We start from the raw sequence: 15369 nt of genomic DNA, 5'->3' as shown, positions 1-15369 counted from the left end.
GGACTTTTTCAAAGGAACCTCGACCATCCGAAGATGGACGGGGTATCAACTAATCTGGCGTTGATTTTTGGCACGCTGTTGAGTTCTCAAGGTGCGGACGCTTCCTTTGTACTCACCCACGCGGGCTTTCCTCCGGGCTTTTCCTTCGTTTCCGACTCTATCAGATCTTTCCGATCCGATTTCCTCGGTGCTTTCCGGTCCCATTCGCTTTCGCTCCGGGCCCTTCCGGCGTGGTCACTACTTTAGCTGATTTCTCTGGCGACTCATAATCGAGTCATTCGAAACGAATTTCGGGAATGCCGAAATAAGCCCCTGCTGGGGAATCATCGAGAGTAGTGGGTGGCCGCTACGGGGTGCTTGAACAAGCAGGCCCGTTTCCAGCGGCTCGGGCTACGTTAGGCGGTCGGAGGGGCCGAGTCAAGCCGACGCTTCCGGGGGGTGTGGGCGCGGTAGGGGCTGACCGTCGGGTCGTTCTTGATCCAGAAGCGCCAGGGGTGGGGGGCTCCGTCGCCGCCGACGCCCGTGCGGGGGCCGCTGCTGATGTCGTGCGGCGGGGGTGGGGTGCCGGTGAGCAGGGAGAGCGGGGCTTCGGGGCCGGCGCAGGTGTTCGTGCCGTTCAGGGAGAGGGTGATGTCCAGGGCCGTGGCCAGGCGGGCGGGGCCCTTGGCCAGTTCCGTGTCGGAGCGGGCCGAGCGGCGGCGGGGGCGGGCCTGCTCGGTGCCGATCAGGACCTCCCCCGCGCGCAGGAGGACTCCGCTCGCCTCGCCCTCGGGGCCGCAGACCAGGTTGAGGCAGTGCCACATGCCGTAGGTGAAGTAGACGTACGCGTGTCCGGGCGGGCCGAACATGACGGCATTGCGTGCCGTGCGGCCGCGGAAGGCGTGCGAGCCGGGGTCGATCGCGCCGGCGTACGCCTCCACCTCCGTGAGCCGCAGTTCCATCCGGCCCTCCGGGGAGGTGCGGACGAGGGTGCGGCCGAGCAGGTCGGGGGCGACCTCCAGGACGGGGCGGTCGAAGAAGGCCCGCGGGAGCGGCGTACGGGAGGGGATGTCGCTCATGGCGGCCGAGCGTAGTGGCGGTCGGCGGGGAACCGGCTACGGTCGTCGCGCGTATGTAGAGGTCAGTACCGAGAAGGAGTGGAAGTCATGGGATTCAAGAAGCTGCTCGCGAGCCTGGGTGCCGGTGGTGCCACCGTGGAGACCGTGCTCTCCGAGGCGAACGTGGTTCCGGGCGGTGTCGTCCAGGGTGAGGTGCGGATCCAGGGCGGCAGCGTCGACCAGCAGATCGAGGCGCTCTCCGTCGGCCTGCAGGCGCGGGTCGAGGTCGAGGGTGGCGACCAGGAGCACAAGCAGGACATCGAGTTCCTCAAGGTGCGTCTGGGTGGTGCCTTCGAGGTGAAGGCCGGCGCGGTGCACGTGGTGCCGTTCGGTCTCGAGGTGCCGTGGGAGACGCCGGTGACCGCCGTCTCCGGTCAGCAGCTGCACGGCATGAACATCGGTGTCGTCACCGAGCTGGAGATCGCCCGCGCCGTGGACTCCGGCGACCTGGACCCGATCAACGTGCACCCGCTGCCGGCGCAGCAGGCGATCCTGGACGCCTTCCTCGGTCTGGGCTTCCGCTTCAAGAGCGCGGACATGGAGCGCGGGCACATCCGGGGGACGCGGCAGAAGCTGCCCTTCTACCAGGAGATCGAGTTCTTCGCGCCGCAGCAGTACCGCGGGCTGAACCAGGTCGAGGTCAGCTTCGTCGCCGACGACCGTGAGATGGACGTCGTCCTGGAGATGGACAAGAAGCCCGGTCTGTTCGGCGAGGGCAGCGACTCGTTCCGTGCGTTCAAGGTGGGGCTGCACGACTTCCACACGACCGACTGGGCGGCCTACCTGAACCAGTGGCTCGCCGAGGTCGGCGGCCGCCGCAACTGGCTCTAGGCTCACCGGGACAGCAGCGACAGGCGATACGGAGGCTCCACGTGTCCGAGGGTAAGAGGGCGCCGCTCCCTCACGATTTCCATCCGCCGGTGGAGGCGTTCACCGTGGTGAGCGACGACGTCGCGCCCGGTGGCGTGCTGAAGGACGCCCAGGTGTACGCGGAGGGGAACACCTCTCCGCACCTGAGCTGGGAGGGCTTCCCGGCGGAGACCAAGAGCTTCGCCGTGACCTGCTTCGACCCGGACGCCCCGACGGGCAGCGGGTTCTGGCACTGGGTGCTGTTCGACATCCCGGTGTCGGTGACGGAGCTGCCCGCCGGTGCCGGGTCGGGGTCGTTCGAGGGGCTGTCGGCCGGGGCCGTGCACGTACGGAACGACTACGGCGCGAAGGAGTTCGGCGGCGCCGCTCCCCCGCCCGGGGACCCGGCGCACCGTTATGTCTTCACGGTGTACGCGGTGGACAGCGAGCGGCTCGGGCCGGACGACGGTGCCTCGCCGGCGGCCATCGGCTTCAATCTGCGCTTCCACACGCTGGGGCGTGCCCAGTTGGTCGGTGAGTACGCGGCTCCCGCGGCGGTCTGATCGTTCGTTTGTTGTTTGCCCGCTTCTGGTCTTGGAGAGATCAGAAGCGGGCATCTTTTGTTTCGTAGGAAATTGCGTTGTCCGACCCCGGCCGGCCCGGCCATCGTTGATCCAGGCTCCACGCCCCGCTCCGGGGCGGGGCCGGCACACGGGAGGTGGGCACAATGCGGGACACGCTGGTACTCAACGCGAGCTTCGAGCCGCTGTCGACGGTCACTCTCAACCGTGCGGTGGTGCTTGTCCTTCAGGACAAGGCCGTCGTCGAGCAGGCCCATCCCGAGCTGCGGGTGCGAGGTGCCGCCGTCGATCTTCCGGTGCCGCGGGTGATCAGGCTCTGCCGGTACGTACGGGTGCCCTTCCGAAGACACGCCCCGTGGTCGAGGCGGGGGGTGCTGGTCAGGGACCAACACCGGTGCGCGTACTGCGGGAGGAGGGCGACGACCGTCGACCATGTCGTGCCGCGGGCCCAGGGGGGCGGGGACAGCTGGCTGAATACGGTCGCTTCCTGCGCCGAGGACAACCACCGCAAGGCCGACCGGACGCCGGAGCAGGCGGGGATGCCGCTGCTGCACGAGCCGTTCGTGCCGTCGCCCGCGGACGCGATGCTGCTCGCGATGCGGGCGGGTGAGCGGTCCGAGCTGCCGGAGTGGCTGGCGAACTCGGCCGCGTAGACCGTCTCGTACGGTGTGGGCCCGCCTCCCCCCGGTGTGGGGAGGCGGGCCCTTCCGTCGTCCGCGCTCCTTCGCTACTTCAGCGTCAGCTGGAGGATCGCGACGATGCCGACCGCGATGATCACTCCGCGCAGGACGGGCGGCGGCAGCTTGCGTCCGACCTTGGCGCCGATCTGGCCGCCGATGGTGGAGCCGACGGCGATGAGGAGGACGGCCGTCCAGTCGAACTCGGCGACGAAGAGGAAGAAGACGGCGGCGATGCCGTTGACGAGCGCGCCGAGGATGTTCTTGACGGCGTTGATCCGCTGCAGGGTGTCGTGGAGCAGCAGGCCCATGAGGGAGAGGTAGAGCACTCCCTGGGCGGCGCCGAAGTATCCGCCGTACATGCTGGCGAGGCAGAGGCCGATGAGGAGGGCGGGGCCGCCGTCGGGGTGGGCCACGGTGCCGGTCTGTTCGCGGCGTCGCTGCACGGCGGCGGCGATGCGGGGCTGGAGGAGGACCAGGACGAGCGCGAGGCCGATGAGGACGGGGACGATCGCGTCGAAGGCGTCGGACGGGAGCGCGAGGAGCAGGATCGCGCCGATGAGTCCGCCGAGGAGGGCCACGCTGCCGAGGCGGATGATGCGGGCCTTCTGGCCCTTCAGTTCGCGGCGGTAGCCGATGGCCCCGCTGATGGAGCCGGGGACGAGGCCGAGGGCGTTGGAGACGTTCGCGGTGATCGGGGGGAGCCCGGTCGCGAGGAGGACCGGGAACGTGATGAGCGTTCCCGATCCGACGATGGTGTTGATGGTGCCGGCGCCGATGCCGGCGGCGAAGACTGCCAGTGCTTCCCAGATGGACAACGCCATCTCCTTACAGGGTCAGTGAGTCGCCTCCCCGCTCTGAGTTCGTCAGGGTCGAGGGGCTCGCACCGATCATGCACGAAGTTTAGGTGTACGTGTCAGTCAACCGGGGGTTCTTCTCGCCTGGCGGCCGGTACGTCCTTGGTGTTGAAGCCGGGGACGCCGCCGCCGATGTTCCCGAAAGCGCCGGAGAGGCCCTTGAGGGCGTCGCCGATCTCGCTGGGCACGATCCAGAGCTTGTTGGCGTCTCCCTCGGCGATCTTCGGGAGCATCTGGAGGTACTGGTAGGAGAGCAGCTTCTGGTCCGGGTCGCCCGCGTGGATGGCCTCGAAGACCGTGCGGACGGCCTGGGCCTCGCCCTCGGCGCGCAGGGCGGCGGCCTTGGCCTCGCCCTCGGCGCGGAGGATCGCGGACTGCTTCTCGCCCTCGGCGGTGAGGATCTGGGACTGTCTCGCGGCGCGCTTGTCGCGCTCGGCGCGCATCTGCTTCTCCATCGAGTCCTGGATGGAGGTCGGCGGCTCGATCGCCTTGAGCTCGACGCGGTTGACGCGGATGCCCCACTTGCCGGTGGCCTCGTCGAGGACGCCGCGCAGTGCCGCGTTGATGTCCTCGCGGGAGGTGAGGGTCCGCTCCAGGTCCATGCCGCCGATGATGTTGCGCAGGGTGGTGACGGTGAGCTGCTCGATCGCCTGGATGTAGCTGGCGACTTCGTAGGTCGCGGCCCTGGCGTCGGTGACCTGGTAATAGATGACCGTGTCGATGTTGACGACGAGGTTGTCCTGGGTGATCACCGGCTGCGGCGGGAACGGGACGACCTGCTCGCGGAGGTCGATCCGGTTGCGGATCGAGTCGATGAACGGGACGACGATGTTCAGTCCGGCGTTGAGCGTGCGGGTGTAGCGGCCGAAGCGCTCCACGATCGCCGCGCTCGCCTGCGGGATGACCTGGATCGTCTTGATCAGGGCGATGAAGACGAGCACCACCAGAATGATCAGGACGATGATGACTGCTGACATCGTGTTCCCCGTGCCCTTCGCTACCGGTTGAGTTCCGGATGGCTTTCGATGATCGAGATCGAGTTTCCCAGATGGAGCAACGTCATGGGCGAGGTTCGGTCACATGACGACGGCGGTCGCCCCGTCGATCTCCACGACGTCGACCTGGTCGCCCGGTTCGAAGGTCTGCCCGCTGTCGAGCGCGCGGGCCGACCAGATCTCTCCGGCGAGCTTGATGCGGCCCCCGCCGCCGGCGTCGACCCGTTCCAGGACGATCGCCTGACGGCCTTTCAGGGCGTCGATGCCGCTGGCCAGGCGGGGCCGGTCGTCGCGGTGGCGGGCGGCGATCGGGCGGACCACCGCGATCAGCGCCACGGAGACGACGGCGAAGACGATCACCTGCGGGGTGACGCCGAAGCCGAGCGCGGCGGTCACCGCCCCGGCGATCGCGCCGACGGACAGCATGCCGAACTCCGGCATCGCGGTCAGGACCAGCGGAATGCCGAGCCCCACCGCGCCGATCAACCACCAGACCCACGCGTCGATGTCCACGCGGTCATGGTAGGGCGGTGGGGTCCTTCCGGGACAGGGCGCGGGTGGCTGTGCGGGACACCGGCGCTCCGTTCCGTCACTTCAGCGGCAGGCCCTGCGCGGTCCAGCGGTCGCCGACGCGCTCGACGACGAGCGGCAGGCCGAAGCAGCGCGAGAGGTTGCGGGAGCTGAGCTCGGTCTCCACGGGGCCGGCGGCGAGGACCTTGCCCTGACGGATCATCAGGACGTGGGTGAAGCCGGGGGCGATCTCCTCGACATGGTGCGTGACCATGATCATGGAGGGCGCGTACGGGTCGCGGGCGAGGCGGCCGAGACGGCGGACGAGGTCCTCGCGGCCGCCGAGGTCGAGTCCGGCGGCGGGCTCGTCGAGGAGGAGGAGCTCGGGGTCGGTCATCATCGCGCGGGCGATCAGGGTGCGCTTGCGCTCGCCCTCGGAGAGGGTGCCGAACTTGCGGTCCAGGTAGTCGTTCATGCCGAGGCGGTCGAGGAAGGCCTTGGCGCGCTCCTCGTCGACCGGGTCGTAGTCCTCGTGCCAGGTGGCCGTCATGCCGTACGCGGCGGTGAGGACGGTCTGGAGGACGGTCTGGCTCTTGGGCAGCTTCTCCGCCATGGCGATGCCGGCCATGCCGATACGGGGGCGGAGCTCGAAGACGTCGGTGCCGACGCCGCCGAGCTGCTCGCCGAGGATCGTGGCGGTGCCCTTGGTGGGGAAGAGGTAGCTGGAGGCGATGTTCAGGAGGGTGGTCTTGCCGGCGCCGTTGGGTCCGAGGATCACCCAGCGCTCGCCCTCCTTGACCGACCAGGAGACCTCGTCCACCAGAGCCCGTCCGCCGCGGACCACGGATACGTCCACCAGCTCCAGTACATCGCTCATGAGCGCGTTGTCTCCCCTTGCGGTCGAGTCGTGTCGTCGCCTTGCGCCGATGGGCGCTGCGTCCAGGGGAAAACCTACGTTATCGACGGAGCGGGCCGGTCCCTAGGGCTTCCTTTGAGTCCTTAGTCTGGGGGGATGCTTTCGGAACCACGCTCAGGACGCCTGGCCGCCTGGGGCAATGCCCTGCTGGCCGGGGCGGTGTCGCCGGACGATGCGGCGCTGGCCATTGTCGGGGAGGACGCGGTGCACCGCGTGGAGGGGCTGCCGGGTGAGGCGGCGCCGGTCGGGCTGACGCTGGCGCTCGGCCGGCTGCGGCGGCTCGGGGTGACCGGGTGGCGGGTGGCGCTGCCCGCGCCGGGGCATCCGCTGGGACTCAGCGGGCCGCCGAAGTTCAACGCGCGCGCTTTGGAGGCGGAGGAGGCCGTGGTGGGCTTCGGCGCGCCGTACGGTCTCGTGCCGGAGGTCTCGGAGGCGGGGCCCGAGGGTGACGTGCACGTGGAGGTCGTCTGGCGCTGTCTCGCGGTGCGGGAGGCTCCGCCGGCGGACGTGCCGTCGCTCGGCGAGGCGGAGCGGGAGCTCGCGGAGGCGCTGCGGGACGCGACGGCGGTGCTGACGCGGCTGGATGTCGCCGCGTCGGGCCCCGCGGCGGACGCGGCGCGCGAGGCGTACCGGGCGCGGGCGGAGGTCGGGCGGGAGGTACTGGCCCCGGGCTATCCGCCGCGGGCGGTGCGGGTCCTGGAGCTGGCGCAGCGGATCGGCCTGCTCGTGGACCTGGCGTACGACCACGGGCACGGGGGCGCGGTGAGCGCTTCGGAGATGGCGGCGCGGGGGGAAGCGCTGCGGCCGGTGGAGCGGGTGGCTCGGCGGGCGCAGGTCGCCGCGTACAACGCGTATGTGGAGGAGCGCGAGCGGGAGCGGGACGGGCAGCGGGGGTACTGAGACCCCGGCCCCTTGTCGGGCCCGAGCAGTTCGGCGGACGGTTCCCGGGGGGACGTACGGGGGCGGGAAAGGGGCCGGCCCCCGGGGGATCGTCCGGGGGCCGGTGGTTCTGGGGTGGCTCAGCCGTTGAGGGCGTGGTTGCCGAAGGCCGGGTTGAGCAGGCCGATCACGTTGACCGTGTTGCCGGAGACGTTCACGGGGACGTGGACCGGGACCTGCACCAGGTTGCCGGACGCGACGCCCGGCGAGTTGAGGGCCTTGCCGTCGGCCTCGGCGCCGTGGGCGGAGGCGGCACCCGCACCGGCGGCGATGATGCCACCGGCGATCATGGTGACGGCGGCGGCCTTCTTGAGGTTCTTCACTTGGTACATCCTCCTGGTCATCGCTGCGGCCGGTCCGCCGCAGCACGTCATGGAGAACGCCGCCGCCCCCGGCGGGTTGCGCCGAACGGGGGATATACACCCGACGGTATGAAGGACTGAACGGTCGTGCGCCCCGGCGCGCACGAGGCGCTCCGGGGGGCGCGTCAGTCGGTGAGGCCGTTGCGGACCGCCCAGAGCGCGGCCTGGGTGCGGTCCGCCAGGTCGAGCTTCATCAGGATGTTCGAGACGTGCGTCTTCACCGTCTTCTCCGAGAGGACGAGCGCGCGGGCGATCTCGCGGTTGGACCGGCCGTCCGCGATCAGGCCGAGGACCTCGCGCTCGCGCTCCGTGAGGGTCGAGCCCCGTCCCGTACCGCCCGGGGAGTCCTCCTGGCTGAGGAGCGCGCCGGCGACCTCGGGCTGGAGCAGGACGTGGCCCGCGTGGACGGAGCGGATGGCGCCGGCCAGGGCGTCGGGGTCGATGTCCTTGTAGACGTATCCGGAGGCGCCTGCGCGGAGCGCGGGAACGACCGTGCGCTGCTCGGTGAAGCTGGTGACGATCAGGACCCTGGCCGGGTTGGCCAGCTCGCGGAGCCGCTTCAGCGCCTCGATGCCGTCGGTGCCGGGCATCTTCACGTCCATGAGGACGACGTCGGGGCGGAGCTCCTCGGCGCGGGCGACGCCTTCGTCGCCGTCGGAGGCCTCCCCCACCACTTCTATGTCGTCCTGTACTTCGAGGAAGGTGCGCAGGCCTCGGCGGACGACCTGGTGGTCGTCGACCAGCAGGACACGGATCGGCTTGTCAGCCACCGGGAACCTCCATGTCGATCGTGGTGCCCTCGCCGGGAGCCGAGGTCACGGTGAGTGCGCCGCCGACGCCGCCCGCCCGGTCCCGCATGGAGACCAGGCCGAGGTGGCGGCCGGCTCTGCGGACCGTACGCGGGTCGAAGCCCTTGCCGTCGTCGGTGACGGTGAGCCGGGCGCCCTGGCCGCTGCGGGCGAGGGTGACGGTGACGAGCTCGGCCTCGGCGTGGCGCAGGGCGTTGTGCAGGGCTTCCTGGGCGACGCGGAGGACGGCCTCCTCCTGTGCCGCGGGCAGGGCCCTGATCCCGGGGCTCTCGAAGGTGACCCGGGCCGCGTGCGCGCGGTCCATGACCTGGATCTGGGTGCGCAGGGTGTGGACGAGGCCGTCCTCGTCGAGGGCCGCGGGGCGCAGCTCGACGACGGCCGCGCGCAGCTCGTCGGCCGCCTCGGCCGCCAGTACGGCGACCTGGTGGAGCTCGTCCTTGGCCCGGGCGGGGTCGCGGTCGACGAGGGCGGCGGCGGCCTGGGCGGTGAGCCGGAGCGAGAAGAGCTTCTGACTCACGGCGTCGTGGAGCTCGTGGGCCAGGCGGGAGCGCTCCTCCGCGATGGTGAGTTCGCGGCTGCGCTCGTACAGCCGGGCGTTGGTCAGGGCGATGGCGGCGTGCTGGGCGAGGATCGAGAGCAGTTCCTCGTCCTCCGCGGTGAAGCCGCAGCTGCCGGTCTCCTTCGGGCAGCGCTTGTTGGCGAGGAAGAGGGCGCCGAGGATCTCGTCGCCGTCCCTGACGGGGAGGCCGAGGAAGTCGGACATCTCGGGGTGGGCGGCCGGCCAGCCCTCGAAGCGGGGGTCCTCGCGGACGTCGGCGAGCCGCTCGGGCTCGGCCTTGTGGAGCATCGCGGCGAGGATGCCGTGCTGCCGGGGCAGCGGGCCGATCGCCTTCCACTGCTCGTCGCTGACGCCGTCGACCACGAACTGGGCGAAGCCGCCGTGGTCGTCCGGGACGCCCAGGGCCGCGTACTCGGCGTCGAGGAGCTCGCGGGCGGAGGCGACGATCGTCTTGAGGACGTCGCGGACCTCCAGGTGGCGGCTCATCGCGAGGAGGGCGGTGCTCACGGCGGCGAGGCCGGAGCTCGGTCGATGGCTCATGTGTTCACCGTACCGGCGGGGTGTGACCGTGCGTATCCGCCCGGGGACGGCGTGGGAGGGGGACTCGGGACCTAGGTCCGACGCCCTGGGCGGGCCGGGCCAGGGAGGTGGCGGGGAGGGGCCGGGCCCGGGAGTGGAGCGTCGGCGGCCGATGCCGCGCGTGCTCACGGAGACACCAGCCGCTGGACGGTCTGCGGGCTGGCGGCGGTGCTTGCCGTGGAGGAGCCGGGGCTGTGGGTGTGGGCGGTGGACCCGGGTGGCATGGAGACGGATCTGTACGCGGCGGCGGTGCCGGAGGGGATCGGTACGCGGCCGGTCCGGAAACCGTGGTGCCGGGCTTCCTCCACCTGCTCGACCGGCGGCCGGCCAGTGGGCGGTACGTGGCGGCCGGAGCTCACGGGGCCCGTGGAGTGAGGGCCGGGGGCGCCTCTGGTACGAGTCCGGGGGCGTCCTTCTCCTCCTTCGGGAGGACCTGTCTCACCGTCTGCATTGCTTCCGCAACGCGTGGTGAGTTTGTTACGTGCCCGATGTGAGCCCGCGCATAGGACCCACATCACTTACGAAGCCCGCTAGTGGACGCCAGGAGGCCAGATAGACGCGGAGGAACCTGGCCACAACGGGCGTTCCGTGGCCTGTGCACAAGCCCCTGATCCACTACCCGGGATCGTACGTCACACCTTTGCCACACGATTTTGCTGCCGCTAAGAATTGCCCTCGTCGCCGCCGAGCAGGCGCAGCGCCGCCCCGGCGAGCGACCCCCCAGCGATTCGAAGAGGTAGTCCTGATGTCTGCGAAGACCCCTGGCCACAGTCGTGGTCTCAAGAAGACCCACAAGGCCACGATCGCCGGCGTCGCCGCTCTGGGCGCCGCAGCTCTGACTCTCTCCCTCGTGCCGGGCAACGGTGGCTCCACCGAGACCGAGCCCCAGGCCCTCTCCGGTACCCAGCAGGTCGCGTGGTCCTACAACGCCGCCAGCCCGCAGGCGAAGGCGCTGGCCGCCAGCGTCGCCGAGCAGCAGACCACCATCGGTCTTAAGGCCAAGCAGGAGGCCGACGCCAAGGCCGCCGCCAAGGCGAAGGCCGACGCGAAGGCCAAGGCGGACGCGAAGGCGAAGGCCGACGCCAAGGCGAAGGCGGACGCCCGCGCCAAGGCCGTCGCGAAGGCGAACGCCGAGGCCAAGGCCAAGGCGGCTGCGAAGAAGCGCGCCGCGGAGAAGGCGGCCGCGAGCCGTTCCGTCGCCCGTACCCCGGTCTTCGCGAACAACCTCGACGGCTGGATCCGCGAGGCCCTGTTCATCATGGACAAGCACAACATCCCGGGCACGTACAACGGCCTGCACAAGAACATCATGCGTGAGTCCAGCGGCAACCCGCGGGCCATCAACAACTGGGACATCAACGCCATCAACGGCGTCCCGTCGAAGGGCCTGCTCCAGGTCATCTACCCGACCTTCAAGGCCTACCACATCCCGGGCACCAAGTTCGATCAGTACGACCCGGTCGCCAACCTCGTCGCCGCCGCCAACTACGCGGCCGACCGCTACGGCTCGATCGACAACGTCAACAGCGCGTACTGATCGCACTCGGTCCGCTGTCGCCGTACGCCGAAGGGCGGCACCCCCGCACTGGGGTGCCGCCCTTCGGCATACGGTCGCTCAGTCGGTCACTTGCGCATGACCTCGGGCTCGTGACGGCGCAGCAGTCGCGCCACGGCGACGCAGCAGACGGCCGCCATGAGCAGCTGGACGCCGAGGTCGAAGCCCCACTGGCCGGCCGCGTGCTCCCACAGCGCGTCCGTGTCCGTGGGGTTCTTCGGGTCCCACGGCGGCATGAGACGGGCCAGGTCGAGGGTGGTGCCGGCGCCGGCGATGCCCCAGCGGGAGGGCATGAGCCAGGCGAACTGCTCCAGGCCGGGCGAGCCGTACACCTGGAAGAGGATGCCGGTGAACACGACCTGGATGATCGCGAACATGACGAGGAGCGGCATGGTCTTCTCGGCGGTCTTCACGAGCGCGGAGATGACCAGGCCGAACATCATCGAGGTGAGGCCGAGGGCGATCACCTGGATGCACAGCTCGACGGCCGGGGGCATGAGGAGGCCCTCGGCGGGCAGTGCGCGGGTGGAGAAGCCGATGCCGCAGATGATGACGCCCTGGAAGGCCGTGATCAGGCCGAGGACAATAACCTTGGACATCAGGTACGCGGAGCGGGAGAGGCCGGTGGCGCGCTCCCTCTCGTAGATGACCCGCTCCTTGATCAGTTCGCGGACCGAGTTGGCGGCGCCGCTGAAGCACATGCCGACCATGAGGATCAGCATGATCGTGCCCGCGTCGCCGTTGAAGCGGGACGGGGGCGTCGGCGAGCCGAGGCCGAAGTCGGCCGGGATGACGACGGAGACCGCGCCGAGGACGGCGGGCAGGATCACCATCAGGCCCAGGAAGCCCTTGTCGGAGGCGATCACCGAGACGTAGCGGCGGATCAGCGTCCACAGCTGGGAGCCCCAGCCCTGCGGCTTGGGCGGGCGGGCCATCGCCTGCTGCGGCATATGGACGGGCTGCGCGGCGACGGCGTCGATGTCCGCGGCGTACATCTGGTAGTGCTGCGAGCCCTTCCAGCGGCCCGCCCAGTCGTAGTCGCGGTAGTTCTCGAAGGCGGAGAAGACGTCGGCCCAGGTGGAGTAGCCGAAGAAGTTCAGCGCCTCCTCCGGCGGACCGAAGTACGCCACGGAGCCACCGGGCGCCATGACGAGGAGCTTGTCGCAGAGGCCCAGCTCGGCCACCGAGTGGGTGACGACGAGGACCGTGCGGCCGTCGTCGGCGAGGCCGCGCAGCAGCTGCATGACATCGCGGTCCATGCCCGGGTCGAGGCCGGAGGTCGGCTCGTCCAGGAAGATCAGCGACGGCTTGGTGAGGAGCTCCAGGGCGACGGAGACGCGCTTGCGCTGGCCGCCGGAGAGGGAGGTGACCTTCTTCTCCCGGTGGATGTCGAGCTTGAGCTCGCGCAGCACCTCGTCGATGCGGGCCTCGCGCTCGGCCGTGGCGGTGTCGCCGGGGAAGCGGAGCTTGGCCGCGTAGCGGAGCGCCTTCTGGACGGTCAGCTCCTTGTGCAGGATGTCGTCCTGCGGGACCAGACCGATGCGCTGGCGCAGCTCGGCGAACTGCTTGTAGAGGCTTCGGTTGTCGTAGAGGACGTCGCCCTCGTTGGCCGGGCGGTAGCCGGTCAGCGCCTTGAGCAGCGTGGACTTTCCGGAGCCGGACGGGCCGATGACACCGATCAGCGACTTCTCGGGGACGCCGAAGGAGACGTCCTGGAGGATTTTCTTGCCGCCGTCGACCGTGACCGTGAGGTGGCGGGCCGAGAAGGAGACGGAGCCGGTGTCGACGAACTCCTCGAGCTGGCCGCCGACGATGCGGAACGTCGAGTGGCCGACGCCGACGATGTCCTGCGGGCCGAGGACGGCCGAGCCGCCCTTGGGGATCGGCTGGCCGTTGACGTACGTGCCGTTGTGCGAGCCGAGGTCGCGGATCTCGAAGCGGCCGTCGGGCGTCGCGTGGAAGTCGGCGTGGTGCCGCGAGACCTGGAGGTCGGAGACGACCAGTTCGTTCTCGAGGGCACGGCCGATGCGCATGACGTGGCCGAGGTTCAGCTGGTGGAACGTGGTCGGGCTGCGGTCGGCATAGGCCGACGACGCCCCCGCGGCGCCGCCGGGCACGCCGTGCCCGGGGCCCTGCTGGTGCGGGACCTGGGGCTGCGCGGGCGGCTGCTGCCAGCCCTGCTGCGGCGCCTGGTGCTGCGGTGCCTGGTGCTGCGGCGGGGCCTGGTGGGTGATCCACTCGGCCTGCTCCGCGGCCTGGTGGGCCGCGACGGGCTGCGCCTGGGCCGGGGCCTGCTGCTGCTGAGGCGCGGCCGCCGCGCCGGCGGCGGCGAGATTCAGCCGGGGTCCGTCGGTCGCGTTGCCGAGGTTCACGGCCGATCCGGGGCCGATCTCCATCTGGTGGATCCGCTGCCCGTGGACGAAGGTTCCGTTCGTGGAGCCGTGGTCCTCGATGACCCAGCTCCGGCCGCCCCAGCTGATGGTGGCGTGCCGCCACGAGACCCTGGCGTCGTCGATCACCAGGTCACCCTGAGGGTCCCTGCCCAGGGTGTACGACCGGGACGCGTCGAGCGTCCAGGTCCTGCCGTTCAATTCCAGTACGAGTTCTGGCACTCCATGCCCCACTACTTGTCCCCCGATGTACCCCCGTGTTCGGGAGTCCAGGGATGGCGAATCATCCTGGGGAACTATTTCAGGCCCGGTCCCGTATCCGAAAGTCGGGCCGTGTGAAGACCTTCGGGGGCAAACCCGCGACCACTCGGGTGTCCGCAGGGCGGGACGGGGGGTCAGGTGGCACACGGTGCCCGATACGGTGGAACCACCATGAGCGCATCGCAGACCTCAGACGTTCCCACCCTTCTCGTCAAGATCTTCGGGAAGGACCGTCCCGGGATCACCGCCGGACTCTTCGACACCCTCGCCGCCTACTCAGTCGACGTCGTGGACATCGAGCAGGTCGTCTCCCGCGGCCGCCTCGTCCTGTGCGCGCTCGTCACCGAACCGACCGTCGCCTCGCAGGGTGAACTGCGGGCCACCATCCACAGCTGGGCCGAGTCCCTGAAGCTCCAGGCCGAGATCATCTCCGGTACGGGCGACAACCGGCCCCGCGGCGAGGGACGCTCGCACGTCACCGTGCTCGGCAACCCGCTCACCGCGGAGCAGACGGCGGCCATAACGGCGAGGATCGCGGAGGCCGGCGGCAACATCGACCGCATCTTCCGCCTCGCGAAGTACCCGGTGACGGCCGTGGAGTTCGCCGTCTCGGGCTGCGAGACCGAGCCGCTGCGGACCGCGCTGGCGACCGAGGCCCACACCATCGGGGTGGACGTGGCCGTGGTCTCCGCCGGCCTGCACCGGCGGGCCCAGCGGCTCGTCGTCATGGACGTCGACTCGACCCTGATCCAGGACGAGGTCATCGAGCTCTTCGCGGCGCACGCGGGGTGTGAGGACAAGGTGGCCGAGGTGACGGCGGCCGCGATGCGCGGCGAGCTGGACTTCGAGCAGTCGCTCCACGCGCGCGTGGAGCTGCTCGCCGGTCTGGACGCCTCGGTGGTCGACAAGGTCCGCGCGGAGGTGCGGATGACGCCGGGGGCCCGGACCCTGATCCGTACGCTCAAGCGGCTCGGCTACCAGGTGGGCGTCGTCTCCGGCGGGTTCACCCAGGTCACCGACGATCTGAAGGAGCGGCTCGGGCTCGACTTCGCCTCGGCCAACACGCTGGAGATCGTGGACGGCAAGCTCACCGGCCGGGTGACCGGCGAGATCGTGGACCGGGCCGGGAAGGCGCGGCTGCTGCGCCGGTTCGCGACGGAGGCGGGTGTGCCGCTGGCGCAGACCGTGGCCATCGGCGACGGGGCCAACGACCTGGACATGCTGAACGCGGCCGGGCTCGGGGTGGCGTTCAACGCCAAGCCGGTGGTGCGCCGGGCCGCCGACACGGCGGTGAACGTGCCGTTCCTGGACACCGTGCTCTATCTGCTCGGCATCACGCGCGAAGAGGTCGAGGCCGCCGACGGCGGCGAGGACCTGCTGCACTGAACCGTCGGCACGCCCGTACGGGGAGAGGGCCCGGTCGTCTTCGGACG

16 protein-coding genes and 1 pseudogene are annotated in these 15369 nt (G+C 70.2%); 8 read left to right on the top strand and 9 right to left on the bottom strand.

The window, feature by feature from the left end:
- Positions 1–246 (top strand): hypothetical protein (locus ASC82_RS30805; protein ID WP_206779214.1); only part of this gene is annotated, 246 nt, incomplete at its 5' end.
- A gap of 149 nt (positions 247–395) precedes the next feature.
- On the opposite strand, the gene ASC82_RS13490 is transcribed toward ASC82_RS30805, so the two are convergent.
- A complete protein-coding gene (locus ASC82_RS13490) occupies positions 396–1058 on the bottom strand; it encodes a DNA-3-methyladenine glycosylase (protein ID WP_056646308.1) in 663 nt (220 codons plus the stop codon).
- An 87-nt stretch (positions 1059–1145) separates the two neighbouring features.
- Between ASC82_RS13490 and ASC82_RS13485 the strand changes: the two genes are divergently transcribed.
- The 3 genes from ASC82_RS13485 (at position 1146) to ASC82_RS13475 (ending at position 3180) form a co-directional block, all read left to right on the top strand.
- The gene (locus ASC82_RS13485; protein WP_056646306.1) at positions 1146–1928 is read left to right on the top strand and encodes a sporulation protein; all 783 of its coding nucleotides are present in this window, start codon (positions 1146–1148) and stop codon (positions 1926–1928) included.
- 41 nt (positions 1929–1969) lie between these two features.
- Positions 1970–2509, top strand: a complete 540-nt coding sequence (locus ASC82_RS13480; protein ID WP_056646304.1) for a YbhB/YbcL family Raf kinase inhibitor-like protein — start codon at positions 1970–1972, stop codon at positions 2507–2509.
- A 164-nt stretch (positions 2510–2673) separates the two neighbouring features.
- A complete protein-coding gene (locus ASC82_RS13475; protein WP_024756197.1) occupies positions 2674–3180 on the top strand; it encodes an HNH endonuclease in 507 nt (168 codons plus the stop codon).
- 74 nt (positions 3181–3254) lie between these two features.
- Here ASC82_RS13475 and ASC82_RS13470 read toward each other — a convergent pair whose 3' ends face one another.
- The 4 genes from ASC82_RS13470 to ASC82_RS13455 form a co-directional block, all read right to left on the bottom strand.
- Entirely contained in the window at positions 3255–4028 is a 774-nt protein-coding gene (locus ASC82_RS13470) for a sulfite exporter TauE/SafE family protein (RefSeq protein WP_199862524.1), read from the bottom strand.
- 92 nt (positions 4029–4120) lie between these two features.
- Positions 4121–5038 carry an SPFH domain-containing protein gene (locus tag ASC82_RS13465; RefSeq protein WP_056646298.1) on the bottom strand — a complete coding sequence of 306 codons (918 nt, stop codon included), beginning with the start codon at positions 5036–5038 and terminating at the stop codon, positions 4121–4123.
- Between the two features lie 99 nt (positions 5039–5137).
- Complete coding sequence (locus ASC82_RS13460) at positions 5138–5569, bottom strand: NfeD family protein (RefSeq protein WP_056646296.1); 432 nt, start codon at positions 5567–5569, stop codon at positions 5138–5140.
- 76 nt (positions 5570–5645) lie between these two features.
- Positions 5646–6443 carry an ABC transporter ATP-binding protein gene (locus ASC82_RS13455; protein WP_024756201.1) on the bottom strand — a complete coding sequence of 266 codons (798 nt, stop codon included), beginning with the start codon at positions 6441–6443 and terminating at the stop codon, positions 5646–5648.
- Between the two features lie 135 nt (positions 6444–6578).
- On the opposite strand from ASC82_RS13455, the gene ASC82_RS13450 reads away from it, so the two are divergent.
- Entirely contained in the window at positions 6579–7382 is an 804-nt protein-coding gene (locus tag ASC82_RS13450) for a hypothetical protein (protein WP_056646293.1), read from the top strand.
- A gap of 119 nt (positions 7383–7501) precedes the next feature.
- Here ASC82_RS13450 and ASC82_RS13445 read toward each other — a convergent pair whose 3' ends face one another.
- The 3 genes from ASC82_RS13445 to ASC82_RS13435 form a co-directional block, all read right to left on the bottom strand.
- The gene (locus ASC82_RS13445) at positions 7502–7744 is read right to left on the bottom strand and encodes a chaplin (protein ID WP_024756203.1); all 243 of its coding nucleotides are present in this window, start codon (positions 7742–7744) and stop codon (positions 7502–7504) included.
- A 164-nt stretch (positions 7745–7908) separates the two neighbouring features.
- Positions 7909–8553 (bottom strand): response regulator transcription factor, encoded by a 645-nt coding sequence (locus ASC82_RS13440; RefSeq protein ID WP_056646290.1) that lies wholly within the window; start codon positions 8551–8553, stop codon positions 7909–7911.
- The gene (locus ASC82_RS13435) at positions 8546–9691 is read right to left on the bottom strand and encodes a GAF domain-containing sensor histidine kinase (protein WP_056646287.1); all 1146 of its coding nucleotides are present in this window, start codon (positions 9689–9691) and stop codon (positions 8546–8548) included. Before ASC82_RS13435 ends, ASC82_RS13440 begins: the two co-directional genes overlap by 8 nt.
- Positions 9692–9889: 198 nt before the next feature.
- Between ASC82_RS13435 and ASC82_RS31050 the strand changes: the two are divergent.
- Positions 9890–10077: pseudogene (locus tag ASC82_RS31050) on the top strand (short-chain dehydrogenase); the annotation flags it as partial.
- A gap of 398 nt (positions 10078–10475) precedes the next feature.
- Positions 10476–11267 (top strand): transglycosylase SLT domain-containing protein, encoded by a 792-nt coding sequence (locus ASC82_RS13425; protein WP_199862523.1) that lies wholly within the window; start codon positions 10476–10478, stop codon positions 11265–11267.
- Between the two features lie 86 nt (positions 11268–11353).
- Here the strand turns inward: ASC82_RS13425 and ASC82_RS13420 are convergent, their stop codons facing one another.
- Positions 11354–13909, bottom strand: a complete 2556-nt coding sequence (locus ASC82_RS13420) for an FHA domain-containing protein (protein ID WP_056646281.1) — start codon at positions 13907–13909, stop codon at positions 11354–11356.
- A 198-nt stretch (positions 13910–14107) separates the two neighbouring features.
- Between ASC82_RS13420 and serB the strand changes: the two genes are divergently transcribed.
- Positions 14108–15322, top strand: coding sequence for a phosphoserine phosphatase SerB (serB, locus tag ASC82_RS13415; RefSeq protein ID WP_056646278.1), 1215 nt, complete (start codon positions 14108–14110; stop codon positions 15320–15322).
- Positions 15323–15369: the final 47 nt, after the last annotated feature.

It is taken from the genome of Streptomyces sp. Root431 (assembly GCF_001426585.1).
Classification (GTDB): Bacteria; Actinomycetota; Actinomycetes; order Streptomycetales; family Streptomycetaceae; genus Streptomyces; species Streptomyces stackebrandtii.
The sequence above is the reverse complement of the archived record's forward strand: the minus strand, read 5'-3'. Positions and strand labels throughout refer to the sequence as shown.

Excerpts from the sequence above, each read along its gene's own strand:
- ASC82_RS13425 (WP_199862523.1), top strand. The coding sequence starts at position 10,476 with ATGTCTGCGAAGACCCCTGGCCACAGTCGTGGTCTCAAGAAGACCCAC.
- ASC82_RS13465 (WP_056646298.1), bottom strand. The coding sequence starts at position 5,038 with ATGTCAGCAGTCATCATCGTCCTGATCATTCTGGTGGTGCTCGTCTTC.
- ASC82_RS13475 (WP_024756197.1), top strand. The coding sequence starts at position 2,674 with ATGCGGGACACGCTGGTACTCAACGCGAGCTTCGAGCCGCTGTCGACG.
- ASC82_RS13455 (WP_024756201.1), bottom strand. The coding sequence starts at position 6,443 with ATGAGCGATGTACTGGAGCTGGTGGACGTATCCGTGGTCCGCGGCGGA.
- ASC82_RS13450 (WP_056646293.1), top strand. The coding sequence starts at position 6,579 with ATGCTTTCGGAACCACGCTCAGGACGCCTGGCCGCCTGGGGCAATGCC.
- ASC82_RS13490 (WP_056646308.1), bottom strand. The coding sequence starts at position 1,058 with ATGAGCGACATCCCCTCCCGTACGCCGCTCCCGCGGGCCTTCTTCGAC.
- ASC82_RS13435 (WP_056646287.1), bottom strand. The coding sequence starts at position 9,691 with ATGAGCCATCGACCGAGCTCCGGCCTCGCCGCCGTGAGCACCGCCCTC.
- ASC82_RS13485 (WP_056646306.1), top strand. The coding sequence starts at position 1,146 with ATGGGATTCAAGAAGCTGCTCGCGAGCCTGGGTGCCGGTGGTGCCACC.
- ASC82_RS13470 (WP_199862524.1), bottom strand. The coding sequence starts at position 4,028 with ATGGCGTTGTCCATCTGGGAAGCACTGGCAGTCTTCGCCGCCGGCATC.
- serB (WP_056646278.1), top strand. The coding sequence starts at position 14,108 with ATGAGCGCATCGCAGACCTCAGACGTTCCCACCCTTCTCGTCAAGATC.